Annotated in this window: 18 protein-coding genes; 9 read left to right on the forward strand and 9 right to left on the reverse strand. The window is 66.6% G+C overall.

Annotation, left to right across the window (positions count from 1 at the left end):
- Window positions 1-216: 216 nt before the first annotated feature.
- Window positions 217-450 carry a hypothetical protein gene (locus G572_RS0106760; RefSeq protein WP_029057816.1) on the forward strand — a complete coding sequence of 78 codons (234 nt, stop codon included), beginning with the start codon at window positions 217-219 and terminating at the stop codon, window positions 448-450.
- Between the two features lie 10 nt (window positions 451-460).
- Here the strand turns inward: G572_RS0106760 and G572_RS0106765 are convergent, their stop codons facing one another.
- From G572_RS0106765 to G572_RS0106775, 3 genes are all read right to left on the reverse strand, one after another.
- A complete protein-coding gene (locus tag G572_RS0106765; RefSeq protein ID WP_084649925.1) occupies window positions 461-1,660 on the reverse strand; it encodes an MFS transporter in 1,200 nt (399 codons plus the stop codon).
- A gap of 53 nt (window positions 1,661-1,713) precedes the next feature.
- Window positions 1,714-1,920, reverse strand: coding sequence for a hypothetical protein (locus G572_RS0106770; RefSeq protein WP_029057818.1), 207 nt, complete (start codon window positions 1,918-1,920; stop codon window positions 1,714-1,716).
- Window positions 1,921-2,032: 112 nt separating this feature from the next.
- Window positions 2,033-2,614 carry an NADPH-dependent FMN reductase gene (locus tag G572_RS0106775; RefSeq protein ID WP_029057819.1) on the reverse strand — a complete coding sequence of 194 codons (582 nt, stop codon included), beginning with the start codon at window positions 2,612-2,614 and terminating at the stop codon, window positions 2,033-2,035.
- Window positions 2,615-2,731: 117 nt separating this feature from the next.
- Between G572_RS0106775 and G572_RS0106780 the strand changes: the two genes are divergently transcribed.
- On the forward strand, window positions 2,732-3,112 hold the full coding sequence (locus tag G572_RS0106780) for an MmcQ/YjbR family DNA-binding protein (protein WP_342664762.1): 381 nt from the start codon (window positions 2,732-2,734) through the stop codon (window positions 3,110-3,112).
- Here G572_RS0106780 and G572_RS0106785 read toward each other — a convergent pair.
- Window positions 3,109-3,561: an Lrp/AsnC family transcriptional regulator gene (locus G572_RS0106785; RefSeq protein WP_029057821.1), complete on the reverse strand. Its 453-nt coding sequence runs from the start codon at window positions 3,559-3,561 to the stop codon at window positions 3,109-3,111. The genes G572_RS0106780 and G572_RS0106785 overlap by 4 nt on opposite strands.
- Before the next feature lie 147 nt (window positions 3,562-3,708).
- Here G572_RS0106785 and G572_RS0106790 point away from each other — a divergent pair, with 147 nt between their 5' ends.
- Entirely contained in the window at window positions 3,709-4,914 is a 1,206-nt protein-coding gene (locus G572_RS0106790) for a methionine gamma-lyase (protein WP_037545993.1), read from the forward strand.
- Window positions 4,915-5,106: 192 nt separating this feature from the next.
- Complete coding sequence (locus G572_RS0106795; protein ID WP_029057823.1) at window positions 5,107-7,500, forward strand: transketolase; 2,394 nt, start codon at window positions 5,107-5,109, stop codon at window positions 7,498-7,500.
- Between the two features lie 45 nt (window positions 7,501-7,545).
- On the opposite strand, the gene G572_RS0106800 is transcribed toward G572_RS0106795, so the two are convergent.
- The 4 genes from G572_RS0106800 to dnaK all read right to left on the reverse strand — a co-directional run bounded on the left by G572_RS0106800 (window position 7,546) and on the right by dnaK (window position 12,293).
- Window positions 7,546-8,151, reverse strand: a complete 606-nt coding sequence (locus G572_RS0106800) for a class I SAM-dependent methyltransferase (RefSeq protein ID WP_029057824.1) — start codon at window positions 8,149-8,151, stop codon at window positions 7,546-7,548.
- Window positions 8,152-8,245: 94 nt separating this feature from the next.
- Entirely contained in the window at window positions 8,246-9,376 is a 1,131-nt protein-coding gene (gene dnaJ / locus G572_RS0106805) for a molecular chaperone DnaJ (RefSeq protein WP_029057825.1), read from the reverse strand.
- A gap of 12 nt (window positions 9,377-9,388) precedes the next feature.
- The gene (locus G572_RS0106810; protein WP_029057826.1) at window positions 9,389-10,252 is read right to left on the reverse strand and encodes an FkbM family methyltransferase; all 864 of its coding nucleotides are present in this window, start codon (window positions 10,250-10,252) and stop codon (window positions 9,389-9,391) included.
- A 106-nt stretch (window positions 10,253-10,358) separates the two neighbouring features.
- Window positions 10,359-12,293 carry a molecular chaperone DnaK gene (gene dnaK / locus G572_RS0106815; protein WP_029057827.1) on the reverse strand — a complete coding sequence of 645 codons (1,935 nt, stop codon included), beginning with the start codon at window positions 12,291-12,293 and terminating at the stop codon, window positions 10,359-10,361.
- Window positions 12,294-12,771: 478 nt separating this feature from the next.
- Between dnaK and G572_RS0106820 the strand changes: the two genes are divergently transcribed.
- The 5 genes from G572_RS0106820 (at window position 12,772) to G572_RS0106840 (ending at window position 20,252) form a co-directional block, all read left to right on the forward strand.
- A complete protein-coding gene (locus G572_RS0106820) occupies window positions 12,772-14,256 on the forward strand; it encodes a SulP family inorganic anion transporter (protein WP_029057828.1) in 1,485 nt (494 codons plus the stop codon).
- Between the two features lie 31 nt (window positions 14,257-14,287).
- The gene (locus G572_RS0106825; protein WP_029057829.1) at window positions 14,288-15,142 is read left to right on the forward strand and encodes a universal stress protein; all 855 of its coding nucleotides are present in this window, start codon (window positions 14,288-14,290) and stop codon (window positions 15,140-15,142) included.
- A gap of 215 nt (window positions 15,143-15,357) precedes the next feature.
- Entirely contained in the window at window positions 15,358-15,999 is a 642-nt protein-coding gene (pdxH, locus tag G572_RS0106830; RefSeq protein WP_084649926.1) for a pyridoxamine 5'-phosphate oxidase, read from the forward strand.
- A 183-nt stretch (window positions 16,000-16,182) separates the two neighbouring features.
- Entirely contained in the window at window positions 16,183-18,156 is a 1,974-nt protein-coding gene (locus G572_RS0106835; protein ID WP_029057831.1) for a sigma-54-dependent Fis family transcriptional regulator, read from the forward strand.
- 296 nt (window positions 18,157-18,452) lie between these two features.
- Window positions 18,453-20,252, forward strand: a complete 1,800-nt coding sequence (locus tag G572_RS0106840) for an NAD(P)/FAD-dependent oxidoreductase (protein WP_029057832.1) — start codon at window positions 18,453-18,455, stop codon at window positions 20,250-20,252.
- Between the two features lie 290 nt (window positions 20,253-20,542).
- Here the strand turns inward: G572_RS0106840 and G572_RS0106845 are convergent, their stop codons facing one another.
- Entirely contained in the window at window positions 20,543-23,002 is a 2,460-nt protein-coding gene (locus G572_RS0106845; protein WP_029057833.1) for a YbcC family protein, read from the reverse strand.
- Window positions 23,003-23,009: the final 7 nt, after the last annotated feature.

The raw sequence follows: 23,009 nt of genomic DNA on the forward strand, positions 1-23,009 counted from the left end.
AGCCCGCCTCGGCATGGATCCGCGCAACCTCGAGGCCGTCGCCCGCTGCTTCGTCCGCTATTGCAACACGGTGGAGGATCTTGAGCGGGCCATCGCGCCGGCCGGACATTGCGTAGGGCCGCGCGCCAGCGCCGACGGCGTTTCAGGCCGCCGGCGGCGAGGACCGGTTGCTCGACCTGCCTGGCCTTTGCCGGCGGCAGCCGGAAGCGAACCTTCTTGGAGCTTGGCGACACGTCGCTGCTGCCGGCCAAGGCGCAACAGGTGCTGGAGCGTGAGTTGGGGACCGGAATCGCGGTCACCGCGCTCTTCGATCACACGCGTCTGATCGGTCTTTCCGCCCGCCAGCAGCGCACGGGCATTTCGGATCCCACCGCCGATGCCTTCAAGGTTCTGACGGTGGCCGACATGACCCGGCTCTGCGAGGCACAGCCCGGCAAGAAACAGACTTAGCCGGCTATCTTCACGTGGAAACCGGTCGCCGCATGAAAACCATTGCCGCGACGAGCGCAACCGCACCGAGCACCCCGGCGACCGGCGCCAGCGGCGCAATGCCGGCGCGGTCCAGAACTTCTCCGCCGAGCCAGGCACCGGCCGAGATACCGATGTAGATCAGCGCGCTGTTCAGCGACAGGATGAGGGTGCCGCCCGCCCCGGCATGGCTGAGCAGGCGGTGCTGGATCGGCACCAGATACATGTAGCTGGCGATGCCCCAGAGGAAGCCGACGGCCACCGTCGAAAGGGCCGCGTCGCGCCAGACGACGAGCGCGACGAGGAGCGCGGTCTGGACTGCGACCGCGCCAATGAGGACCTGCAGCGGGCCGAGACGGTCGGTCAGGATCCCGGTTGCGAAATTGCCGGCCAGCGCACCGATGCCATAGGCCAGGAGTACCGCCGGGAGGATCGGCGCGCCGGCGTAGAATGTGCCGGCGAGGATCACGCTCACATAGGTGTAGACGACGAATTCCGACAAGACGATCAGGAAGGTCAGCAGCAGCAGCCCCGCGGTCGCCGGCGTCAGCGCGCGGAGGCCGGCATCCCCGCCAGCCGCGGCGTCGGGGGGCGCCGTGACGACGGGCAGGCGTCCCAGCAACGGAGCCAGGATTGCCAGCGCGACGAGGCCCAGCACGACGACGAAGTAAAACGCATAGCGCCAGTCGAGCATCTGGCCGATCAGGGTCGCAAGCGGAATGCCGGCGGCCTGGGCGACCGTCATGCCGCCGAAGATCACGGCAAGTGCTGCGCCCTTGCGCTGCGGCGGCACAAGATCGGAGGCGAGCGCGGTCGCGACCGGCGTGAAGATCGCGGCCCCCAGCGCCGACACGATGCGTCCCGCCACGATCTGATAAAACCCGGTGGCCATTCCGCAGACCAGATTGCCGACGAGAAAAAGACCGATGGCCAGAAGGATCACCCGGCGCCGGTCGAGCCCGCGCAGCAGCCAGGCGCTGAGCGGCGCGAAAACCGCGTAGGAGAACGCATAGACGGACACGAGCTGCCCGGCCCGCGTCGCCGGAATGCCAAGGCTTGCGGCAATCTCGTTGAGCACGCCGATCACCACGAAGGTGTCCATTCCAATGGCGACCGCGCCCACGCCCAACGCCGCCAGAAGCACCGTCTGGCGCGAGGTTGCGTCCGGCGTCTTCGATCCGCTACCGCTCATGTCGGTCCGTCTTTTCAGGTGTCGCGGCTACCGTCGGCCAGACGATCACAGCCTCACCCGGCCCGCAACTCCGGACAAAAGCTTCCAATGAAGTTCCCGCGATAGCGCACCTTCGGTCCGTAGGCGATCCAGGAGGTCACCACCTCGCCGATCACCCGCATCATCTCGAGCGTGTCGAACTGGTCGCGCGCGGAGCGGGTGCAGACGACGCCGGCATCGTACCGGCCGGCGAGCAGGCCTTCTTCAACACCGCAATTCATGACGTCAAAATTGCTTTTTGCATTTATGCAAGCAACAAGCGCATGCTTTCGGTTGGATTGCCGGATCGCGTCCCACCTGAACGGGCATCGCGATCCGGCAAAATGGCCGCACTCAGGCCCTCAATGCCGCTTCCGCGATCAGACGCTGCACCATGGCGTCGAGCAGGCCGGCCGTGCGCTCGTTCGTCATCCCGCCCTGATCGTCGAAGGCGGAGGCGGCCCCGGGCACCGTTGCCATGTCGGGAATCACAAGCGCGCCGTAACCGATTTCCATGATCGTGCGCAGCCCCATCAGTCCCCGAATGCCCCCCAGCGCGCCGGGAGAGGCAGCACCAAGCGCGAAGACCCGGTTCTTGAAGGCCGCCGCCGCCGGCTCGCCATCGGCAGACAAACGCGAAACCCAATCGAGCGTGTTCTTCAGGAGCGGGGAGACCGAGGTATTGTACTCCGGGCTTGCGATGAACACGCCGTGGTGTTCCTGCATCACCGCCTTCAGCGCCTTTGCAGCCTCGGGCACACCCTCGTTCGCCTCCATGTCGCCGTTGTAGATCGGCATCGGATAGTCGGCGAGCGAGAGGTGCGTCGCCTGCGCGCCTGCGGCGTCTACGCGTCTGGCGACCACGTCGGCGAGTTTCGTGTTGAAGGATCCGGACCGGGTCGACCCGGAAAACACGAGAATGCGAACGTCTTTCATCAAATACCTCACAGTGGATCCAAAGAGCGTCCGGCCGAAGCCGGACGGAAGCTAGTCTCCTGATATAAACAACATACGGATCTTGACCAGTGCGGGTGCGACAGCGGGGCGGCAGACATGATGACACGGGCACAGTTCAACGCGTATTGCAGCGCACTTACAGGCACCACCCATGTGGTCCAATGGGGTGGAGCCTCCGTCTGGAAGGTCGGCGGCAAGATCTTTGCCCTGTGCTCGAACTGGGGTCCCGGGAGCGAGGGCGCCATTTCCTTCAAGTGCTCCGATCTGGCGTTCCAGATGCTGTGCGAGCGCGAGGGCGTGGTGCCGGCCCCCTATCTGGCGCGCGTGAAATGGGTACAGGTTCGCAGCGACGAGGCCCTGAGCGACGAGGATATCCGCGCCTATATCACCGAGGCGCACAGGCTGGTCGCGGCGAAACTCACCCGCAAGCAGCGCGCCGAACTGGGCCTGCCCGATCCCAAGAGCACCGACGCCTAGCCCGGAAGCACCTGGCTTCGCTTGACGACCCCGAAGGCGAAGCTGGAGTCCAGCGAGGCGATGCCGGGGATCTTGTGGATCCGCCTGCGGATGAAATCCTCATAGTCGGCGAGCGAGGCAACGACGACGCGCAGGAGATAATCCCTGTCCCCCGCCATCAGGTAACATTCCATGATCTCGTCAATGCGCGCGACGGCCGCCTCGAAAGTGTCGACGCTGTCTTGTCCATGACGCTCCAGACGCACCTGCAGGAACACGGTGACCGGAAGGCCGTAAGCCTCCTGATCGACGATTGCCGCATAACCGTCGATCACGCCGGCCTTTTCCAGATTGCGCACCCGGCGCAGGCAGGGCGACGGCGACAGGTTCACCTTCTCCGACAGGTCCTGATTGCTCAACCGCCCGTTCCGCTGCAGGGCGCGAATGATCTTTTTGTCGGTTTCATCCATCAACTCGCCCCTTATTGGCAGGACCTGCCAAAATTAGCCCATAGAGAAGCATAATTCGCCAGAACCGCGCAGCCGGCAAGCCCTAGCGTCACGAAAGACCCCGCCCGCCATCCGGCGCGGCCATCTCTTGCGGTGAGGACCTGCCCCATGCTGAAGAACGCTCCCCTCGGTTTCGCCACGCGTGCCATTCACCACGGCTACGATCCGCTTGACCACGAAGGCGCGCTGACGCCGCCGGTGCATTTCACCTCGACCTTCGCCTTCGACACGGCGGAACAAGGCGGCGAGATCTTTGCCGGCGAGCGGGCGGGGCATGTCTACAGCCGGATCTCCAACCCGACGCTGGCGCTCTTGGAAGAGCGCATTGCCGATCTGGAAGGCGGCGCGGCCGGGGTTGCCTTCGCCTCCGGCATGGGCGCGATCACCGCCGTGATGTGGAGCTTCGTCGCGCCGGGCGACGAGATCATCGTCGACAAGACGCTTTACGGCTGCACCTTCGCCTTCTTCCGGCACGGACTGGCGAAATTCGGCATCACCGTCACCCATGTCGACCTGCGCGACCCGCAAAACCTCGAGGCCGCGATTTCGGATCGCACCCGGATCGTCTATTTCGAAACCCCGGCCAACCCGAACATGCGGCTCGTCGACATCGAGGCCGTCTCCGGGATCGCCCATGCCGCCGGCGCCCGCGTCGTCGTCGACAACACCTATGCGACGCCGGTGCTGACCCGGCCGCTGGAGCTTGGCGCCGATATCGTGGTGCATTCCGCAACCAAGTATCTGGGCGGACACGGCGATCTGGTCGCGGGGCTTGCCGCCGGATCGGCGGAAGACATGCAGGAAGTGCGGCTCGTCGGGCTGAAGGACATGACCGGCGCGGTGATGGCGCCGCTCACAGCCCACCTCGTGTTGCGCGGCCTGAAGACGCTGGAACTCAGGATGGAACGCCACTGCGCCAATGCACAGGCCATCGCCGAGCTTCTGGTGGATCACCCGGCGGTGGCCATCGTGCACTATCCGGGCCTTGCCGGCTTTCCCCAGCATGATCTCGCCGCACGGCAAATGCCGGGCTTCGGCGGCATGGTCGCCTTCGAGCTGACCGGCGGAACGACGGCCGGCATTCGCTTCATGAACGCACTGTCGCTGGCGCGCCGCGCCGTCAGCCTGGGCGATGCGGAAACGCTGGTTCAGCATCCGGCCAGCATGACGCATTCGACCTATACGGCGGAAGAACGCACCGCCCACGATATCCCCGACGGGCTGATCCGCCTGTCCGCCGGTCTGGAAACGCAGGCCGACCTCCTTGCCGATATTTCGACAGCGCTTGACCGGGCCTGCGCACAGGCCGCCTGATCCGCCGAACACGGCCAAATTCGGGAAAATGTTTTGCAATATTGCCAATTTCTGGAACAGAATTTGACGATATTGATCGAAAACTTGTCGAGATTGGCCTGAAATTGCGCAGATCCCGCCCTATCGTCAGGACCAACGAAACGCGGCGCGAGACCGCCGGCCACCGGTCACGACGCACGAGAGGACCTTTTCATGACGACGCCCGCCAAGACCCGGCTGAAGCAGATTGAACGCAAGCTGCTGTGGCTCGCCTGCTGGACCATCCACAACGCCAACCACCTGCGCGAGAAAAGCCCGGACGGGCTGAAGGTGGGCGGGCATCAGGCGTCCTGCGCCTCGATGGCCTCGATCATGACCGCGCTCTATTTCACCAGCCTCCGGCCGCAGGACCGGGTGGCGGTGAAACCGCACGCCTCGCCGCTGTTTCACGCCATGCAGTATCTCGCCGGCAGCCAGACCCGCGAGAAGCTCGAGGCCTTTCGCGCCTATGGCGGCGCGCAATCCTATCCGAGCCGGACGAAGGACGTCGACGACGTGGATTTCTCCACCGGCTCCGTCGGCCTCGGCGTCGCGATCACGGCCTTCGCCTCGATGGTGCAGGATTATCTCGGCGCCAAGGACTGGGCAACGCCCGGCCCCGAGGGGCGCATGGTGGCGCTGGTCGGCGACGCGGAGCTTGACGAGGGCAATGTCTACGAGGCGTTGCAGGAGGGCTGGAAGCACGGGCTGCGCAACACCTGGTGGATCATCGATTACAACCGCCAGAGCCTCGACGGCGTGGTGCGGGAGGGGCTCGCCGGCCGTATCCAGGCGATCTTCGGCGCCTTCGGCTGGGACGTGGTCCTGATGAAATACGGCGCATTGCAGCAGGCAGCCTTCGCCGAAAAGGGCGGTGACGCGTTGCGCGAGTGGATCGACAATTGCCCCAACCAGCTCTACTCCGCGCTGGCCTTCCAGGGCGGCGCGGCCTGGCGCAAGCGGCTTCTCGACGACATCGGCGACCAGGGGCCAGTCACCGCGCTGATCGAACGCCGCTCCGACGCCGAGCTTCTGGAGCTCATGACCAACCTCGGCGGCCATTGCGTCGAAACCCTTTCGCAGACCTTCGCCGAACAGGCAAAGCACGACCGGCCGGTCGCCTTCCTCGCCTATACGATCAAGGGCTGGAACACGCCGCTCGCCGGGCACAAGGACAATCACGCAGGCCTGATGACGCCGGCGCAGATGGAGAGCTTCCGGCAGACGATGGGTGTGCGCGAGGGGCATGAATGGGCCCCGGCGGAAGGGATCGAGATGACGCCGTCGGAGCTCGACGCCTTCGTCAAGAAGACGCCGTTTTTTGCAAAAGGCGTGCGCCGACACGCCTCGCCGCATGTCGCGACACCGGGGCCGCATTTCCTCGACGACAAGGCGCTCTCCACCCAGGCCGGCTTCGGCAAGATCCTGGACGCGCTGGCGAAATCGGACGATCCGCTGGCCGAGCGGGTGGTCACCACCTCTCCGGATGTGACCGTTTCCACCAACCTCGGCCCCTGGGTCAACCGGCGCGGGCTGTTCTCGCGCGAGGACATGGCCGACACCTTTCGCGACGAGCGCATTCCCTCAACCCAGAAATGGGGCTTCTCGCCCAAGGGCCAGCACATCGAGCTCGGCATCGCGGAAATGAACCTGTTCCTGCTGCTGGGGGCGGCCGGCCTGTCGCATTCGCTCTTCGGCGAGCGGCTGCTGCCGGTGGGAACCCTCTACGATCCCTTCATCTCGCGCGGGCTCGATGCGCTCAACTACGCCTGTTATCAGGACGCCCGCTTCCTGGTTGTGGGCACGCCGTCGGGCGTCACGCTGGCGCCGGAGGGCGGCGCACACCAGTCGGTCGCCACCCCGCTGATCGGCATGAGCCAGGACGGGCTGGCCTCCTTCGAGCCGGCGTGGCTCGACGAGCTGTCGATCCTGATGGACTGGAGCTTCGACTACATGCAGCGCGACGGCGAGGGCGATCCCAACGAGCGCACCTGGCTGCGCGACGAGACCGGCGGCTCGGTCTATCTCAGGCTGTCCACCCAGGCGCTGGAGCAGCCGGCACGGCGCACGGACGACGCCTTCCGCCAGGGCGTGATCGACGGCGCCTACTGGCTGCGTGAGCCCGGACCCAATTGCGAGGTGGTGATCGCCTACCAAGGCGTCGTTGCGCCCGAGGCCATCGAGGCGGCGGGGCGCATCGGCACCGACCGGCGCGACATCGGCGTGCTGGCGGTGACCTCCGCCGACCGGCTCAACGCCGGCTGGCATGCGGCGATGCGCATGCGCAAGCGCGGCAGCCGGGGCGCGATGAGCCACATCGAACGCCTGCTTTCGCCGCTTCCCGCCCATTGCACGATGATCACGGTGATCGACGGCCATCCGGCGACACTCGCCTGGCTCGGCGCGGTCTGCGGCCACCGCACGGCGGCGCTCGGCGTGGAGCACTTCGGCCAGACCGGCACGATCGCCGACCTGCATCACCACTTCGGGATCGACGCGGACGCCATCGTCGCCGCCGCCTCGGAGCTCGCGCCCGGACGGCCCGTCAGGCTGGCGAACCCGATCTGAGGAAAGCAGGAAGAGCAAAGAGCCGGGCGACGACGCCCGGTCCGCTCACACCGTCTTGCGGTAGACCCAGACGCGCGCGGGGGGAAGGTTTTTCAGGATCCAGCCGCTGCGCTCGACGGAGAACAGCTCCGGCTCCGGCGCGATCGGCGGGACCAGCGCGTAGGAAAACTGGATGAAGGGCGCGCCGGGCGGCAGCAGCTCGAAGGCCTGCATCAGCAGCGAACGGCGCTCTTCCTTCGGCCGCGAGAAGAGCGGCATGGAGGAGACGATGCTGGCGAGCGTGCCTTCTGGCACATCGGCCAGCGTCTGGCGCAGCTTGTAGGCATCGCCCTGCACCACATTCATGTCGGGATAGCGGCGGCGCAGAAGCCCGCAAAAGCCATCGTTGTATTCCAGCGCGATGACCCGCGAGGGCAAGATGCCGCGCTCCAGAATGGCATGCGTGACGACCCCGGTGCCGGGGCCGATCTCGAGCACCTGTCCGGGCCGCTCCGTCTCGATGAAGGAGGCCATGCGCCGGGTCAGGTCGGGACCGGACGGGCTGACCGCGCCGGTCGTCAGCGGGTTCTCCGCCCAGCTGCGGATGAAGCGGACTTCGTCGGCGAGCTTTGCGGAAAACCCTTTGACCTTGCGAGCGGAAACCTCGAGCATCCTGAAATCCCATGTGAAAACGAATTTGCCATGAATGCGCAAGCCTCATGGCAAATTCAAGGCACCGGCCGTCGCGCCGGATTGCGATCCCTCGTCAGGTTCCCAGATTGTCCAGAAAATCCTTCACCTTGGAGAAGAACCCGTGGGATTCGGGATGCGTCGCGTTGGAGGATTCCTCCTCGAACTCGGCAAGAAGCTCACGCTGGCGCTTGGTGAGATTGGTCGGCGTCTCGACCGTGACCTGGATGTAGGTATCGCCGAAGCTTTGCGAACGCATGACGGGCATCCCCTTGCCGCGCAGGCGGAACTGCTTTCCGGCCTGGGTGCCTTCGGGAACCTTGACGCGGGTCATCTCGCCGCCGAGCGTCGGCACCTCGAACTGCCCGCCGAGCGCCGCCGTGGTCATGGAGATCGGTACGCGGCAATAGAGATCCGCACCGTCGCGCTGGAAGAAGGCATGCGGGCGGATCGACAGGAAGATGTAGAGATCGCCGGAGGGCCCGCCGCGCAGACCGGCCTCGCCCTCGCCGCCGAGGCGGATGCGGGTCCCGTCCTCGATGCCGGCGGGGATGCTGACCGAGAGATTGCGGTTGACCGTCTTGCGTCCGGCACCGCCGCACTCGCCGCAAGGGTCGGAGATCACCTGGCCGCGTCCCTGGCAGGCCGCGCAGGCGCGCTCCAGCGTGAAGAAGCCTTGCGAGGCGCGCACGCGTCCCGCGCCGCCGCAGGTGCGGCAGGTGGTCGGCGCGCTGCCGGGCTTGGCGCCCGAGCCGGAACAGGCCTCGCAGGACACGGATGTCGGCACCTCGATCTCCACCGACTTGCCGGTGAAAGCGTCCTCCAGCGAGATCTCGAGATTGTAGCGCAGGTCCGCGCCACGATCGCGCCCGCCGGCGCGGCGGCCGCCGCCGCCCATGCCGAAGAACTCATCGAAAATATCGGACATGGCGGAGGCGAAGTCGCCGGGATGGCCGCCGCCCTGGGCGCCGAAGCCGCCATTCTCGAAGGCGGCATGGCCGAAACGGTCGTAGGCCGCCCGCTTCTGGCTGTCCTTCAGCGTGTCATAAGCCTCGCTCACTTCCTTGAAGCGGCCTTCGGCCTCGGCGTCTCCGGGGTTTCGGTCGGGATGGTATTGCATCGCGAGCTTGCGGTAGGCGCTCTTCAGCACCGTCCCGTCGGCATCGCGGGAAACCCCCAGGACCTCGTAATAGTCACGCTTTTCCATTCGGTTGTTCCATCAGCTTGGGCGGGAGGCGCGTGTCAGCAGCGCATTCAACCGCGTGCGGCGATCGAGCCGGTATCCATTGTCGAGGCAAAGGCGCACCACAGGTGGCAGGTCGTCGCCCTTGCCGGCTTCCACGACGACAAGCTGCGGCCAGAGCGCGTCTGGCGCACCGGCAAACAGACCGCGCAACGCGCCCTCGTCGTGGCCTTCAAGATCAATTTTCATTGCGTCGATCCGCGCAATCCCGTGCCGCGCGCAGATCTCCTGCACGGTGAGGATCTCGACGGTGTCTGCGTCGGCGGCTTCGGCCGCACGAACCATATGCTCACCCCGGTTCTGGCCGTGCGCAACGATCGTTCCCCGGCCGGCGGCCTCCCCGACCGCAACGGGCGCGACCGAAACATCTCCCGACGCGCCGGATGCGGCAAGATTGTCCTCAAGACGGGCCCGGGTTTCCGGATCGGGTTCGACGGCCACCCCCTGGAACGGACGGTGCGCCTGACGGGCGACCGACACCATCCACAGGCTGTAGAGGCCGACATTGGCGCCGAGATCGACAAAGACGAAGGGCGCGGACGACGAGGAGAGACACGCCTCGCGCAGCGCCATGCGCTCGCCGAGATCGAAGAACTGCACGCCGGCGACGGCCCGCTTCTCGCAGCGGTTCGACGCCGGATAAAGCCGGGCATGAACGGAGGGGAACACCTCGACATCGAAAGGGCCGGAGCGACCGCGAACGACGAGACGGCGGATCGCGGACACGCACATCCGGCCGAGACGGTTCTTCGGCATCAGCGCCGCGGTCCGGCGAACGGCCTCCAGCGGCCCCGAAAAGGCAAAGGCACCAAATGGAGGATCAAGCGAACGCGGCGTCATGCCCCCGGGTCCCAGTTCCGTCTGAAGTGTCGCGAAAACGCGGCCGGGCCGCACACGAAGACGGCGCAGCCTTCGAAAGGAAGACTGCGCCGGTTCGTTTTACGGGTCAGGCCGACTTCTTGTCGTTCTTGTCGTCGTCGTCGCTGACTTCCTCGAAGTCCGCATCGACGACGTCGTCTTCCGCCTTGGGTGCGTCTTCCGCCCCGTCAGCCGAAGCGCCGGCCTCCTCTTCCGCCTGGGCCGCCTTGTACATGGCCTCGCCCAGCTTCATGGAGACCTCCGACAGCGCCTGGGTCTTGGCCTGGATCGCTTCCAGATCCTCACCCTCGAGCGCGGTCTTCAGCTCGGTGACGGCCGCCTCGATGGCGCTCTTGTCCTCGTCCGAAACCTTGTCGCCGTAATCCTTCAGCGACTTTTCGGTCGAATGCGCGAGCGCCTCGCCCTGGTTGCGGGCCTCGACAAGCTCCTTGCGCTTCTTGTCGTCGTCGGCGTGGGCCTCGGCGTCCTTGACCATCTGCTCGATGTCGGAATCCGACAGACCGCCGGATGCCTGGATCCGGATCTGCTGTTCCTTGCCCGTGCCCTTGTCCTTGGCCGAAACATTGACGATGCCGTTGGCGTCGATGTCGAAGGTCACCTCGACCTGCGGCACGCCCCGCGGCGCCGGCGGAATGCCGACGAGATCGAACTGGCCGAGCATCTTGTTGTCGGAGGCCATCTCGCGCTCGCCCTGGAACACCCGGATCGTCACTGCGGTCTGGTTGTCCTCGGCGGTGGAGAAGGTCTGGCTCTTCTTCGTCGGGATCGTCGTGTTGCGGTCGATCAGCCGGGTGAAGACGCCACCCAGCGTCTCGATGCCGAGCGACAGCGGCGTCACGTCGAGAAGCAGCACGTCCTTGACGTCGCCCTGCAGCACGCCGGCCTGAATGGCCGCGCCCATGGCGACGACCTCATCCGGGTTCACGCCCTTGTGCGGCTCCTTGCCGAAGAAGTTGGTGACGACTTCCTGGATCTTGGGCATGCGCGTCATGCCGCCGACGAGAACGACCTCGTCGATCTGGCCGGCCGCGATGCCCGCATCCTTGAGGGCCGCCTTGCACGGCTCGATCGTGCGCTGGACGAGATCGTCCACCAGCGATTCGAACTTGGCGCGCGTCAGCTTCATCGTCAGGTGCTTGGGACCGGAGGCGTCCGCCGTGATGAACGGCAGGTTGATCTCGGTCTGCGAGGAAGACGACAGCTCGATCTTCGCCTTTTCGGCGGCTTCCTTGAGGCGCTGCAGCGCAAGCTTGTCGCCCTTCAGGTCGATGCCCTGGTCCTTCTTGAACTCGGAGGCGAAGTAGTCGACGAGGCGCATGTCGAAGTCTTCGCCGCCCAGGAAGGTGTCGCCGTTGGTCGACTTCACCTCGAAGACGCCGTCGCCGATCTCCAGGATCGACACGTCGAAGGTGCCGCCGCCGAGGTCATAGACCGCAATGGTCTTGCCGTCGGTCTTGTCGAGACCGTAGGCAAGCGCTGCCGCCGTCGGCTCGTTGATGATGCGAAGCACCTCGAGGCCGGCGATCTTGCCGGCGTCCTTGGTCGCCTGGCGCTGCGCGTCGTTGAAATAGGCCGGGACGGTGATGACGGCCTGGCTGACCGTCTCGCCAAGATAGCTTTCCGCCGTTTCCTTCATCTTCTGCAGGATGAAGGCGGAGGCCTGCGAGGGCGAATATTTCTCGCCGTCCGCCTCGACCCATGCGTCGCCATTGTCGGCCTTGACGATGGAATAGGGGACAAGGTCCTTGTCCTTGGCAACGGTCGGGTCTTCGTAGCGGCGGCCGATCAGGCGCTTCACCGCAAAGAGCGTGCCGGTCGGGTTGGTGACGGCCTGGCGCTTGGCCGGCTGACCGACAAGACGCTCGCCATCGTCGGAAAACGCCACCATCGAAGGCGTGGTGCGCGCGCCTTCGGAGTTTTCGACAACCTTGGGGGCCTTGCCGTCCATGACGGCGATGCACGAGTTGGTCGTGCCGAGGTCGATACCGATGACCTTTGCCATTTCAATTCTCCTTGTCAGCAGACCGGTCGGACCCGTTGCGGCGTCGGGCCGGTCCCTATGTCAATGCGTAGTGATGTGTCCTGCGAACTCCCGCGTCGCGTTGCGCAAGCGCCCGAAGGCAAGACGTGCCCGCTATATAAGTGGCTGCTCGGCGCACCGCAAGGCACAGGCGAAGCCCCGCGTTTCGCCTGACCGCCACATCGCCGGCAGCGGCCATGCGCGAAACCCGCCGCGACCCTGCGCACGCGGGGGCGCGGCGCATTGTTGCAATGCAGCAGGCTTCGCCCTAAAACGCTCGCGACCGCGGGGTCGCCCGATCGACACCCGCCGCGCCGGCGACGGCTGTGCGGGTCACCGGCCGGTCCGGCGCCAAACGACGGCGCGCCCGCCCCCGGTGCACGCCCTCCGGCCCCGACGGCCCGGATCCACAGCGAGACGCACCGGCTGCCGATGCGGCGTGCACAGAATTGGATGCTTCATGTTCTCACTCCTCGCCTACCGCGACCAGTGGACCGGCAACGTGCGTCGCGATCTGCTTTCCGGGCTCGTGGTCGCGCTGGCCCTTATCCCCGAGGCCATCGCCTTTTCCATCATCGCGGGCGTCGACCCCAAGGTCGGGCTCTATGCCTCCTTCTCCATTGCGGTGATCACCGCGATCGTCGGCGGCCGGCCGGGGATGATCTCGGCCGCCACCGCCGCAACGGCCGTCTTGATGGTCACGCTGGTCAAGGAACACGGGCTGCAGTATCTGCTTGCCGCCACCGTGCTGGCCGGATTGCTGCAGATCGTCGCCGGCCTGCTCAGGCTCGGCGACGTGATGCGCTTCGTCTCGCGCTCGGTGATGACCGGCTTCGTCAACGCGCTGGCGATCCTGATCTTCATGGCGCAGCTGCCGGAGCTGATCGGCGTCACCTGGCTGACCTATGCGATGGTCGCCGCCGGCCTGGCCATCATCTACCTGTTTCCGCGCGTGACCACGGCGGTCCCCTCGCCGCTCGTGTGCATTCTCGTCTTGACGGCGGCGGCAATCTTCTTCGGCTTCGAGGTGCGCACGGTCGGCGACATGGGCGAACTGCCCGACACGCTGCCGATCTTTCTGCTGCCGCAGATCCCGCTGACGCTGGAAACGCTTCTGATCATCCTGCCCTATTCCGCCGGCGTCGCCGCCGTCGGCCTGCTGGAAAGCCTGATGACGGCCTCCATCGTCGACGATCTCACCGACACCAACAGCGACAAGAACCAGGAGTGCATCGGCCAGGGCGTTGCCAACACCGCCACCGGCTTCATCGGCGGCATGGCCGGCTGCGCGATGATCGGCCAGTCGATGATCAACGTGAAGTCGGGCGGCCGGGGCCGGCTGTCGACCTTCGCCGCCGGCGTGATCCTGCTGTTCCTGATCGTCGTGCTCGGTGACTGGGTGAAACAGATCCCCATGCCCGCGCTGGTCGCGATCATGATCATGGTGTCGATCGGCACGTTCAGCTGGTCGTCGATCAAGAACCTGCGCGATCACCCGCGCTCCTCCTCCATCGTCATGGTGGCGACCGTGGCCGGCGTGGTGGTCACCCACAACCTCGCCATCGGCGTGGTGATCGGCGTGTTGCTGTCGGGCATCTTCTTTGCCTGGAAGATCGCGCAGATCTTCCGCGTCACCTCGACGCTGTCGGATGAGGGGCGGGCACGCACCTATGTCGTGGAGGGCCAGGTGTTCTTCGCCTCGGCGGATGCCTTCACCGCCGCCTTCGACTTCAAGGAGGTGCTGGAGCGGGTCACGATCGATGTCAGCCGTGCGCACATCTGGGACATCTCCGCAGTTGCCGCGCTCGACATGGTGGTGTTGAAATTCCGCCGCGAGGGCGCAGACGTGGAAATCGTCGGCATCAACGAAGCGAGCGAGACTATCGTCGACAAGCTCGCCCTGCACGACAAGCCGGGCGCGCTCGAACGGCTGATGGGCCACTGAGAGCGAAACCGACACCGAAAAGGACCGCAACATGTCTAAGCTGATCGCCCTGGTGGACGGCTCGCTCTATTCCCACAGCGTGTGCGACCACGCCGCCTGGATCGCCAAGCGCAACGGCTCCTCCGTCGAGGTGCTGCACGTGCTCGGCCGCCGGCAGTCGGAAGGCGGCGCCGCGAACCTTTCCGGCAACATCGCGCTGGGGGCCCGCACCACGCTTCTCAACGAACTGTCCGACCTCGACGCGCAAATGGCGAAACTCTCGCAAAAGCGCGGGCGCGCCATCCTCGACGACGCCCAGCGCGTCCTGGAGGAAGACGGCGTCGGCGAGGTCACGACACGGCTGCGCACCGGAGACATCGTCGAGACGCTGGCGGATGTGGAAGCCGACGCCGACCTCGTCGTGATCGGCAAACGCGGCGAGGCGGCCGATTTCGCCAAGCTGCATCTGGGCTCCAACCTGGAGCGTATCGTGCGCTCCTCGAAAAAGCCGGTGCTGGTCGCGGCCCGCGCCTTCAAGCCGATCAAGCGGTTTCTGGTCGCCTATGACGGCGGGACGAGCAGCATGAAGGCCATCGATCACATTGCCCGCTCCAAGGTGTTTTCGGGACTGGAGTGCCGGCTTCTGACCGTGGGCGCGGACACCCCCGAAACCCGGCGCAAGCTGGACAATGCCACCGCGACGCTGGAAGCCGGCGGCTACGAGGTGCGCGCCGGCATCGTCCAGGGCCAGGCCGATGCCGCCATCGCCGCGACGGTGGAATCGGAAGAGATCGACCTGCTGGTCATGGGCGCCTACGGCCACTCGCGCATCCGCTCGCTGATCATCGGCTCGACCACGACGGAAATGATCCGCTCCTGCAAGGTGCCGATCCTGCTCTTCCGCTGAGCGAAATCCCGGGCTTTGACTTTTGCGGAAGACCCGGTTCCGCATCCCCGCTTGCGGAAGGCCAGGTTCCGCATTCCCCGCTTGCGGAAGGCCAGGTTCCGCTCTGGCCGTTGCCGGAACACGCGCTATACATAGGCAACGAGCGGTCGCGACGTGTCGTGGCCGCTTCCCGCCAGACAGATCCGCCCGCTTTGAAGAAAAGGCCAGGACCCGCCATGACGCGCGATGCCGACACCGCCGAAAAAGACGCCAGGGAGCTTGAGAACCGCGTGGCCGAGGGCGACCCCTTCACGTTGTTCGGCGAATGGCTGGCTCTGGCGGAAAAGAAAGAGCCGAACGATGCCAACGCGATGGCGCTCGCCACCTCGGGCTCCGACGGCCTGCCGGACGTGCGCATGGTTCTCCTGAAGGGCTTCGACACCGCCGGCTTCGTCTTCTACACCAATACGGAATCGCAAAAGGGCGTGGAGCTTTCCCAGAACATGCAGGCCGCCGGCGTGTTGCACTGGAAATCGCTGCGCCGGCAGGTGCGGTTCCGCGGTCCCGTCGAGCAGGTCTTTGATGGCGAGGCCGATGCCTATTTCGCCTCGCGGGCCCGCGACAGCCGGATCGGCGCCTGGGCGAGCCAGCAATCGCGCCCGCTGGAAAGCCGCTTCGCGCTGGAAAAGGCCGTGGCCCGGCAGGCCGCCCGCTTCGGTCTCGGCGAGGTGCCCCGCCCGCCGCACTGGACCGGCTACCGGATCAAGCCGGTCTACATCGAGTTCTGGATGGACAAGCCCTTCCGCCTGCACGACCGGCACGTCTTCCGCCGCGACACGCCGGACGGCACCTGGTCGACCGAACGTCTCTATCCCTGATTTCCGGGCCGTGCGTTCGCTGCCCCGATTCCGCCACGGCAAGGCGGCCCGCACCTGCGGCGTCCCCTAGCCCGCAATTTACTTACGTAACGTAATCCTCTCCCGCCTTTGCGCGTTGCGCTGTGGACGCGAGCCCCGCGCCCATGCTCTACTTTCGCGATAAACCGCGAAGGGAGGGCGGTCATGGCGTCTGGATCCGCATCGCCGCAGGTGGCGCATATCACCGAAATCGAGCGCGTCCTCAACGGACAGATGTCGACGCGCGACGACGTGGTGGTGGAATCCTGGAAACGCTGCGTGCGAGAGCACGGGCTCGATCCAGCGCGCTCGCAACCGGCTTATATCGTGCCCGACAGCCAGTTGCGCGCCCATCGCGAACAATCCGAACGGCTGATCTCGATTGCCCGCAGCGGCATCGAGAACCTGTTTCGCCAGGTCGCGGGACAAAACTACGTGCTGCTGCTTGCCGACCGAGCCGGGATCACGGTCGATTATTTCGGCGATCCCGCCTTCGAGGACGACTTGCGCCGGGCGGGCCTTTATCTCGGCGCCGACTGGTCGGAAGACCTCGTCGGCACCTGCGGCGTCGGCGCCTGCATCGCCACCGGCCAACCGATGACGATCCATCAAAGCGACCATTTCGACGTCGCCCATACGCCGCTCAGCTGCACCGCCGCGCCGATCTTCGACACCGGAGGCAATCTCTCCGCCGTGCTCGACATTTCGCTGTTGCGCTCGCCGCAACCCAAGGCAAGCCAGCATCTGGCGCTGCATCTGGTCACGGCCTCCGTGCGCCGCATCGAACTGGCCAACCTGATGGCGACCATGCGCCGGGACTGGGTGTTGCGGCTGGCGCATTCGCCGGAGTTTCTCGACGTCGATCCGGAGGCGGCGGTAGCGCTCGACGCCTCCGGCCGCATCATCGGCCTTACCCATGACGCCGCCTCGATCCTGGGCCGGGCCGACGGCAAGGGATTGCGCGCGCCTTCCGCCTATATCGGCGCAGCGCTGTCCGACTTCTTCGACATCGGCATCGACGACCTGCCGGCGCTGACGCGCGGCCGCGCGGCGGAGGACCGCGTTGCCCGTCTCAAGGACGGCTCGGCCATCTTCTGCCATGCCATTGCACCGACGACACTTCGCCAGGCAGTCCGGCCGTTTGCCAGAGCGATCCCGGCGGCGCTGAAGGGGCTCGGCGGCGATGACGCCGACATGAAATCCCTGCAACTCAAGGCAGCCCGCCTTGCCGACGAACCATTGCCGATCCTGATCACCGGCGAGACCGGCAGCGGCAAGGAACGGCTGGCCCGCGCCCTGCACCGGAGCCGGACCAGGCCCGGCCCCTTCGTCGCGGTGAATTGCGCCGCCATACCGGAAGCGCTGATCGAAGGCGAATTGTTCGGCCATGCGCCCGGCGCCTTTTCCGGCGCGCTGTCGAAGGGCCGCCCCGGCCTGATCGAGGAAGCCGACGGCGGCGTGCTGTTTCTGGACGAGATCGGCGACATGCCGCTTGCGCTGCAGGGGCGGCTGTTGCGCGTGCTTTCGGAAGGCGAGGTCACCCGGCTCGGCGAAGCGCGCGCGCGTCCGGTCAGGGTCAAGACGGTTTCGGCGACCAACCAGGATCTCGCCATGCTGCTGGAGACCGGGCGGTTCCGCCACGACCTTTACTATCGCATCGCGGCGGCGACGCTGGCACTGCCGCCGCTGCGGGCGCGCACCGACTTCGAATGGCTGCTCGACCGGCTGCTGACCGGAATCGGCACCGAGCGCGGCCAGCGCCTGCGTCTCGACCCCGCCGCGCGGCTCGCGCTGATCCGCAGGGACTGGCCGGGCAACATTCGCGAACTCGTCAACGTTCTCAATGTCGCGGCAGCAATGTGCGAGGACGCCACGATCTCGCCTGAAGACCTGCCGCACGACGCCTCGGACCGCGGCACGCCCGACAAGGGGCCGGGAATGCCGTCCGCCCTTTCGCCTGTCCGCGCCCGCACGCCGGGGCCGCGTGCCGACAGCCGTACCGGCGCGGCGACGACGGCAGCGGGCCTCGCCGAGATCCTGGCGGCCTGCAATGGCAACATCAGCGAAACGGCCCGGTATCTCGGTGTGGACCGCACGACGGTCTACCGCCGCATGCGCCGCCTCGGACTGATGCACTGACGCGCGGCACCCGGCCAACGATCCCGTCCACGCGGCTGCGCGCGTCCCGCTGTTGCAGCGCTGCTGTTGCGCGCAACGATGCAACAGTGTTGCACGCAACAGCCGTGTGACGCGCTCGCCCGGAGTGTCGCCGGCGAGCGGGCGAATTTTCCCTGATCTTTCAGTCACGGCACCCGCGTGCCGGAGAGCCGGGGCAAGTGGCACGGGCCTTGCGATCCATCGCGCAGCGGACGCGGGCCGGAAGGGGCCAAGACGTCCGCGCAACACCTGTCGAAAATCCCATGGGAGGGAACCGAATGCTCGATACATCGCCGAACGCCAAGGCCCAGGGGGCACTGTCCTCGCTCGACGAGGCGCTTGCTGCCCGCGACATCGACCGGGCCGTGGCGCTGTTTCAGGACGATTGCTACTGGCGCGACCTCGTCACCTTCACCTGGAACGTCAAGACGATGGAAGGAAAGGACGAGATCCGGGACATGCTCTCGTCCCAGCTCGCAACGGCAAAGCCGTCGTCCTGGCAACTTGCCGAGGGCGAGGACGCCACCGAGGACGACGGCGTGGTCACCGCCTGGATCACGTTTGAAACATCTGTCGCACGCGGCTTCGGGCTGATGCGGCTGAAGAACGGGCTGATCTGGACGCTTTTGACCTCGATGACCGAACTGAAGGGCCACGAGGAGCCGCTCGGCTTCGAACGTCCGCTCGGCGCGCGCCACGGCGCGGCGAAGAACTCCAAATCCTGGGCGGAGGCGCGCGAGGAGGAAGCCCGCACGCTCGGCTTCGAGACACAGCCGCATACGGTGATCGTCGGCGGCGGACAGGGCGGCATCGCGCTTGGCGCACGGCTGCGCCAGCTTGGCGTGCCGACCATCATCATCGAGAAAAACCCGCGCGCCGGCGACAGCTGGCGCAACCGCTACAAGTCGCTCTGCCTGCACGATCCGGTCTGGTACGACCACCTGCCCTATCTGCCGTTCCCGCCCAACTGGCCGGTCTTCGCGCCCAAGGACAAGATCGGCGACTGGCTGGAGATGTACACCCGCATCATGGAGCTGAACTACTGGTCCTCCACCACGGCCAAATCCGCGCGCTACGACGAAGATGCGGGCGAGTGGATCGTGACGGTGGAACGCGACGGCAAGGAAATCGTGCTGCGGCCGAAGGAACTGGTGCTCGCCACCGGAATGTCCGGCAAGGCGAATGTCCCCGACTTCCCCGGCATGGACCGCTTCAAGGGCGACCAGCACCATTCCTCAAAGCACCCCGGCCCGGATGCCTACAGGGGCAAGAAGGCGGTGGTGATCGGCTCCAACAATTCCGCCCACGACATCTGCGCCGCGCTATGGGAGCACGATTGCGACGTCACCATGGTGCAGCGGTCCTCCACCCATATCGTGAAATCGGACACCTTGATGGATGTGGGGCTCGGCGGGCTTTACTCGGAGCAGGCGGTGGCCAATGGCGTCACCACGCAAAAGGCGGACATGATCTTCGCCTCGCTGCCCTACCGGATCATGCATGAGTTCCAGATCCCGCTCTACGAGGAGATGAAGAAGCGCGACGCGGATTTCTACGAAGGCCTCGAAAAGGCCGGGTTCCAGCTCGACTGGGGCGCGGACGGCTCGGGTCTCTTCATGAAGTACCTCAGGCGCGGTTCGGGCTATTACATCGACGTCGGCGCCAGCCAGCTGATCATCGACGGCGAGGTCAAGCTCAAGGCCGGACAGGTGAGCGAGATCACCGAAACAGGCGTGAAGCTCGACGACGGGACGGAGCTTCCCGCCGATCTCATCGTCTATGCCACCGGCTACGGCTCGATGAACGGCTGGGCCGCCGACCTCATCAGCCAGGAGGTCGCGGACAGGGTCGGCAAGTGCTGGGGCCTTGGCTCCGACACGCCGAAGGATCCCGGCCCCTGGGAAGGCGAGCAGCGCAACATGTGGAAGCCGACACAGGTGCAATCGCTGTGGTTCCACGGCGGCAACCTGCATCAGTCGCGGCATTACTCGCTCTATCTGGCGCTGCAGCTCAAGGCGCGGATGGAAGGGATCGACACGCCCGTCTACGGGCTGCAGGAGGTGCATCACACCGGCTGATCGCTTTTCAGCCAGAGATGATGACGGGCGCGGGGACATCTCCCCGCGCCCGTACGCGTGGCACCAAACTCCGAAGGAGCGTCTTCCCGGCCGAATGCAATGAGAGCCGGGATCGGAGGGGCACGGCCTGTCGGCTTCGTTTGGCTTGAGAAACACAGGCTTTCGGCTCTCCGATACCGGGTCGCGCTGACGCCTGCCCGGTATGACGCCCGGAGCAACGCCAGCCTTGCCGGTATCCTGACGGGCGCGGGACGTTATCCCGCGCCCGTTTTTTCCGGGATGCGTTAGGGTTACGCCGCCTCATCCGCGTGGAGTGCGGGCGCCGGGGCGGTGACATTCGTCCAGTCCTCGAAGGCAAGATCGCCGGCGTAGCGCGCCGAAATCCGGCCCGCGTCGTCCATCGCGAAGAGCGAGACCCAGCCGCTGTCGAGCAACTGCCTGACGCCCGCCTGGCGGGCAATCACGCCGAGGATCGCCTCCTGCGGCGCCGCGATCACCACCGACAGCCGCCGCGGGGCATGAGCCGGCATCTCGCCGTCATGCAGCGACTGGAACGGCAGGCCGACGCGCAGATCGCCGCCGCCGCCCTCCAGCACGCCGATGCCGCCGACGACATTGTGCAGCACCTTGTTGCCCGAGCCGAAGACCTCCTGATCGACGCTCGAGCCGTAGTACTGGAGGTTGATCCAGCTCGCGACCACCATCGGCGCGGTCATCACCACCTCCAGCACGCCGAAGCCCTCGTCGGCTCTCCAGTCGTAGGTGTGCAGGAAGGCCCGGCCGCCGAGGTCGACATTCATGGTGCGCGCGCGCGGCGCCGCAATGAAGGCGGAGCAGCCCGCCAGACCCCACTCGGGCCGCACCTGCGCCCAGTCGGCGGCGCGCGATGCGATGTCGGTTTCGCTCGCGCCGGCAATCCGCAGCGCCCGCTCCGCCCGCGTCAGCTGGCCGGCGGCCTCCAGCGCCTGGCCAAGCCGGGCGAGATCGTCGGCATGGGAGGCCGGGACCGTCTCGGCGTCGAGGATCGCGACCCTGTCGGTCGTGGTGTCATGCAGGCCCGCGACCGCGACCGTGTCTTCGGGAAGCGCGATGCCGCGCTCGGCGAGTGCTTTGCGCACCTGCGGGTCGTTGAGGACGGCGGCTGCGACCCGGGCATTGGCCTCGCCCGACTGGCCGCCGCAGGCGCCGCAGTCGAGCCCGTGGGCATGCGGATTGTTGCGGCTGGTCGCACCGTGACCGACGAGAAAGACGATCCGGGCAAAGCCGTCGGTCAGCGACATGCCCCGCAAGGCTCCTTCCGCCGCCGCGATGCGCTGCTCCAGCGGCAGGCCGGTTGCCTGGCTGCCCGCATGCGACGGCGCGAGCGCCGGCGGCGCGTCGGTGAGCCGTGCGTCCGGCCGCGTTCTCCGACCGAAACCATCGCTCGCGAGCTTGCCGAGATAGGCAAGCCCCGCCGTCTCGACGAAGGCGAAGGAGGAGACGGCGGCAAGCTTGAACGCCGACCAGGCAGACGCCATCCGCTTTGCAAGCGCCACCCGCTCGATGGAATGCGTCGCAGCGCCCTCCGCCGCCCCCCCCTCGCAAACGAAGGCCTGCGGCGCGAGAAGCACGGGACAACGTGCGCTGCCCGTGTCGTCTCCCTTGCGCTTGTAGGAAATGGCGAAGCCGAAGAAGCCGGCAAAGCCCAGCGTCGCGATCTGCGGCGCGACGCTTTCCAGCGACCGCCGATAGACCTCGGAGCGCACATCGATGCAGAAGACCGCCTGCACGCCGGGCCGCGCCGGCGCGTCCGCCGAGACGGGTGCTGCCGTGTTGCCGGCCTCCAGATCCCGTGCCAGCCGGCGCGCGTCCGCCCGCTCCAGCGCCGTCTGCAACAGGCAATCGAGCTGCACCGCCCGCGCGGGCTGTTCGCTCGCGGCATAGGCGGCAGTCGCCACCTTCCATCCCTCGACCACGGCCGGAGTGTCAGCGGTCGCCCGTAGCAGCGCGAGTTCCCAGGCGAGCCGGATGGCGAGAAGCTGCAAGGGCGTGTCGTCGCTCCTGCCCTCAAGCCCCGCCTGCCAGGCGGCATGCCGCGCGACGGCCGCCCAGCCGCCGACGCTCATCAGGAGCCGGTGGAAATACAGCTCAAGGGCCTCGCCCTCCAGACCGAGCGCCGCGCCCGCCTGCTCGATGAGCGCCGCCGCCGTCTCCGGCAGGGTGGCGAACTGCGCCCGAAGGCCGGTGAGACCGGCGAGATCCGGCGTCCGGTCGATCCGCGCATCCATCAGCCAGCCGGCGTAAAGACCGTCGACGGGCCGTGCCCAGGCCGCCTGTCCGGTATCGAAGGCCGTCGCCGCATAGGCGGAAATCCGCTCGACGACGAGATCGTTCCAGGTGCGCCCGCCGGCTTCGCCGGCAAGCTCAACCAGTGTCGGCAGCGGTGTCGCGTCGGTCTCGGGCAGGCTGTGAGCCAGCGCGATCAGCGACGTCGCGTCGGCGGGCAAATCCCCGCCCGGCATCTCGGCGCGCGCGGCCAGAAGATCCTCCGGCGCGATCTCGCCGGCCTCGAGCGCGGCAAGATAGACGCCGCGCGGCTGCAGGGTCCTGGCCCCGGCGACCCGGGACAGCCGCAGTGCTGCCTGCGGCAGGGAGAGATCGGCCATCCCGAGGTAGGGATTGACGGCGACGAAGGACTGCAATGGCCACACCGGAGCGACACGGGCGCAGGCGGCTTCAGCAGCGACAAGGGTTTTGGTCTGAGCGGTCATCGGTCGA

The sequence above is a fragment of the Stappia stellulata DSM 5886 genome, from assembly GCF_000423705.1.
GTDB classification, from domain to species: Bacteria; Pseudomonadota; Alphaproteobacteria; order Rhizobiales; family Stappiaceae; genus Stappia; species Stappia stellulata.

Coding starts and splice junctions, on each gene's coding strand:
- G572_RS0106785 (WP_029057821.1), bottom strand. CDS start 3,561: ATGGATGAAACCGACAAAAAGATCATTCGCGCCCTGCAGCGGAACGGG.
- G572_RS0106790 (WP_037545993.1), top strand. CDS start 3,709: ATGCTGAAGAACGCTCCCCTCGGTTTCGCCACGCGTGCCATTCACCAC.
- G572_RS0106780 (WP_342664762.1), top strand. CDS start 2,732: ATGATGACACGGGCACAGTTCAACGCGTATTGCAGCGCACTTACAGGC.
- G572_RS0106825 (WP_029057829.1), top strand. CDS start 14,288: ATGTCTAAGCTGATCGCCCTGGTGGACGGCTCGCTCTATTCCCACAGC.
- G572_RS0106845 (WP_029057833.1), bottom strand. CDS start 23,002: ATGACCGCTCAGACCAAAACCCTTGTCGCTGCTGAAGCCGCCTGCGCC.
- dnaK (WP_029057827.1), bottom strand. CDS start 12,293: ATGGCAAAGGTCATCGGTATCGACCTCGGCACGACCAACTCGTGCATC.
- pdxH (WP_084649926.1), top strand. CDS start 15,358: ATGACGCGCGATGCCGACACCGCCGAAAAAGACGCCAGGGAGCTTGAG.
- G572_RS0106800 (WP_029057824.1), bottom strand. CDS start 8,151: ATGCTCGAGGTTTCCGCTCGCAAGGTCAAAGGGTTTTCCGCAAAGCTC.
- G572_RS0106770 (WP_029057818.1), bottom strand. CDS start 1,920: ATGAATTGCGGTGTTGAAGAAGGCCTGCTCGCCGGCCGGTACGATGCC.
- G572_RS0106835 (WP_029057831.1), top strand. CDS start 16,183: ATGGCGTCTGGATCCGCATCGCCGCAGGTGGCGCATATCACCGAAATC.
- G572_RS0106775 (WP_029057819.1), bottom strand. CDS start 2,614: ATGAAAGACGTTCGCATTCTCGTGTTTTCCGGGTCGACCCGGTCCGGA.
- G572_RS0106795 (WP_029057823.1), top strand. CDS start 5,107: ATGACGACGCCCGCCAAGACCCGGCTGAAGCAGATTGAACGCAAGCTG.
- G572_RS0106765 (WP_084649925.1), bottom strand. CDS start 1,660: ATGAGCGGTAGCGGATCGAAGACGCCGGACGCAACCTCGCGCCAGACG.
- G572_RS0106810 (WP_029057826.1), bottom strand. CDS start 10,252: ATGACGCCGCGTTCGCTTGATCCTCCATTTGGTGCCTTTGCCTTTTCG.
- G572_RS0106840 (WP_029057832.1), top strand. CDS start 18,453: ATGCTCGATACATCGCCGAACGCCAAGGCCCAGGGGGCACTGTCCTCG.
- G572_RS0106820 (WP_029057828.1), top strand. CDS start 12,772: ATGTTCTCACTCCTCGCCTACCGCGACCAGTGGACCGGCAACGTGCGT.
- dnaJ (WP_029057825.1), bottom strand. CDS start 9,376: ATGGAAAAGCGTGACTATTACGAGGTCCTGGGGGTTTCCCGCGATGCC.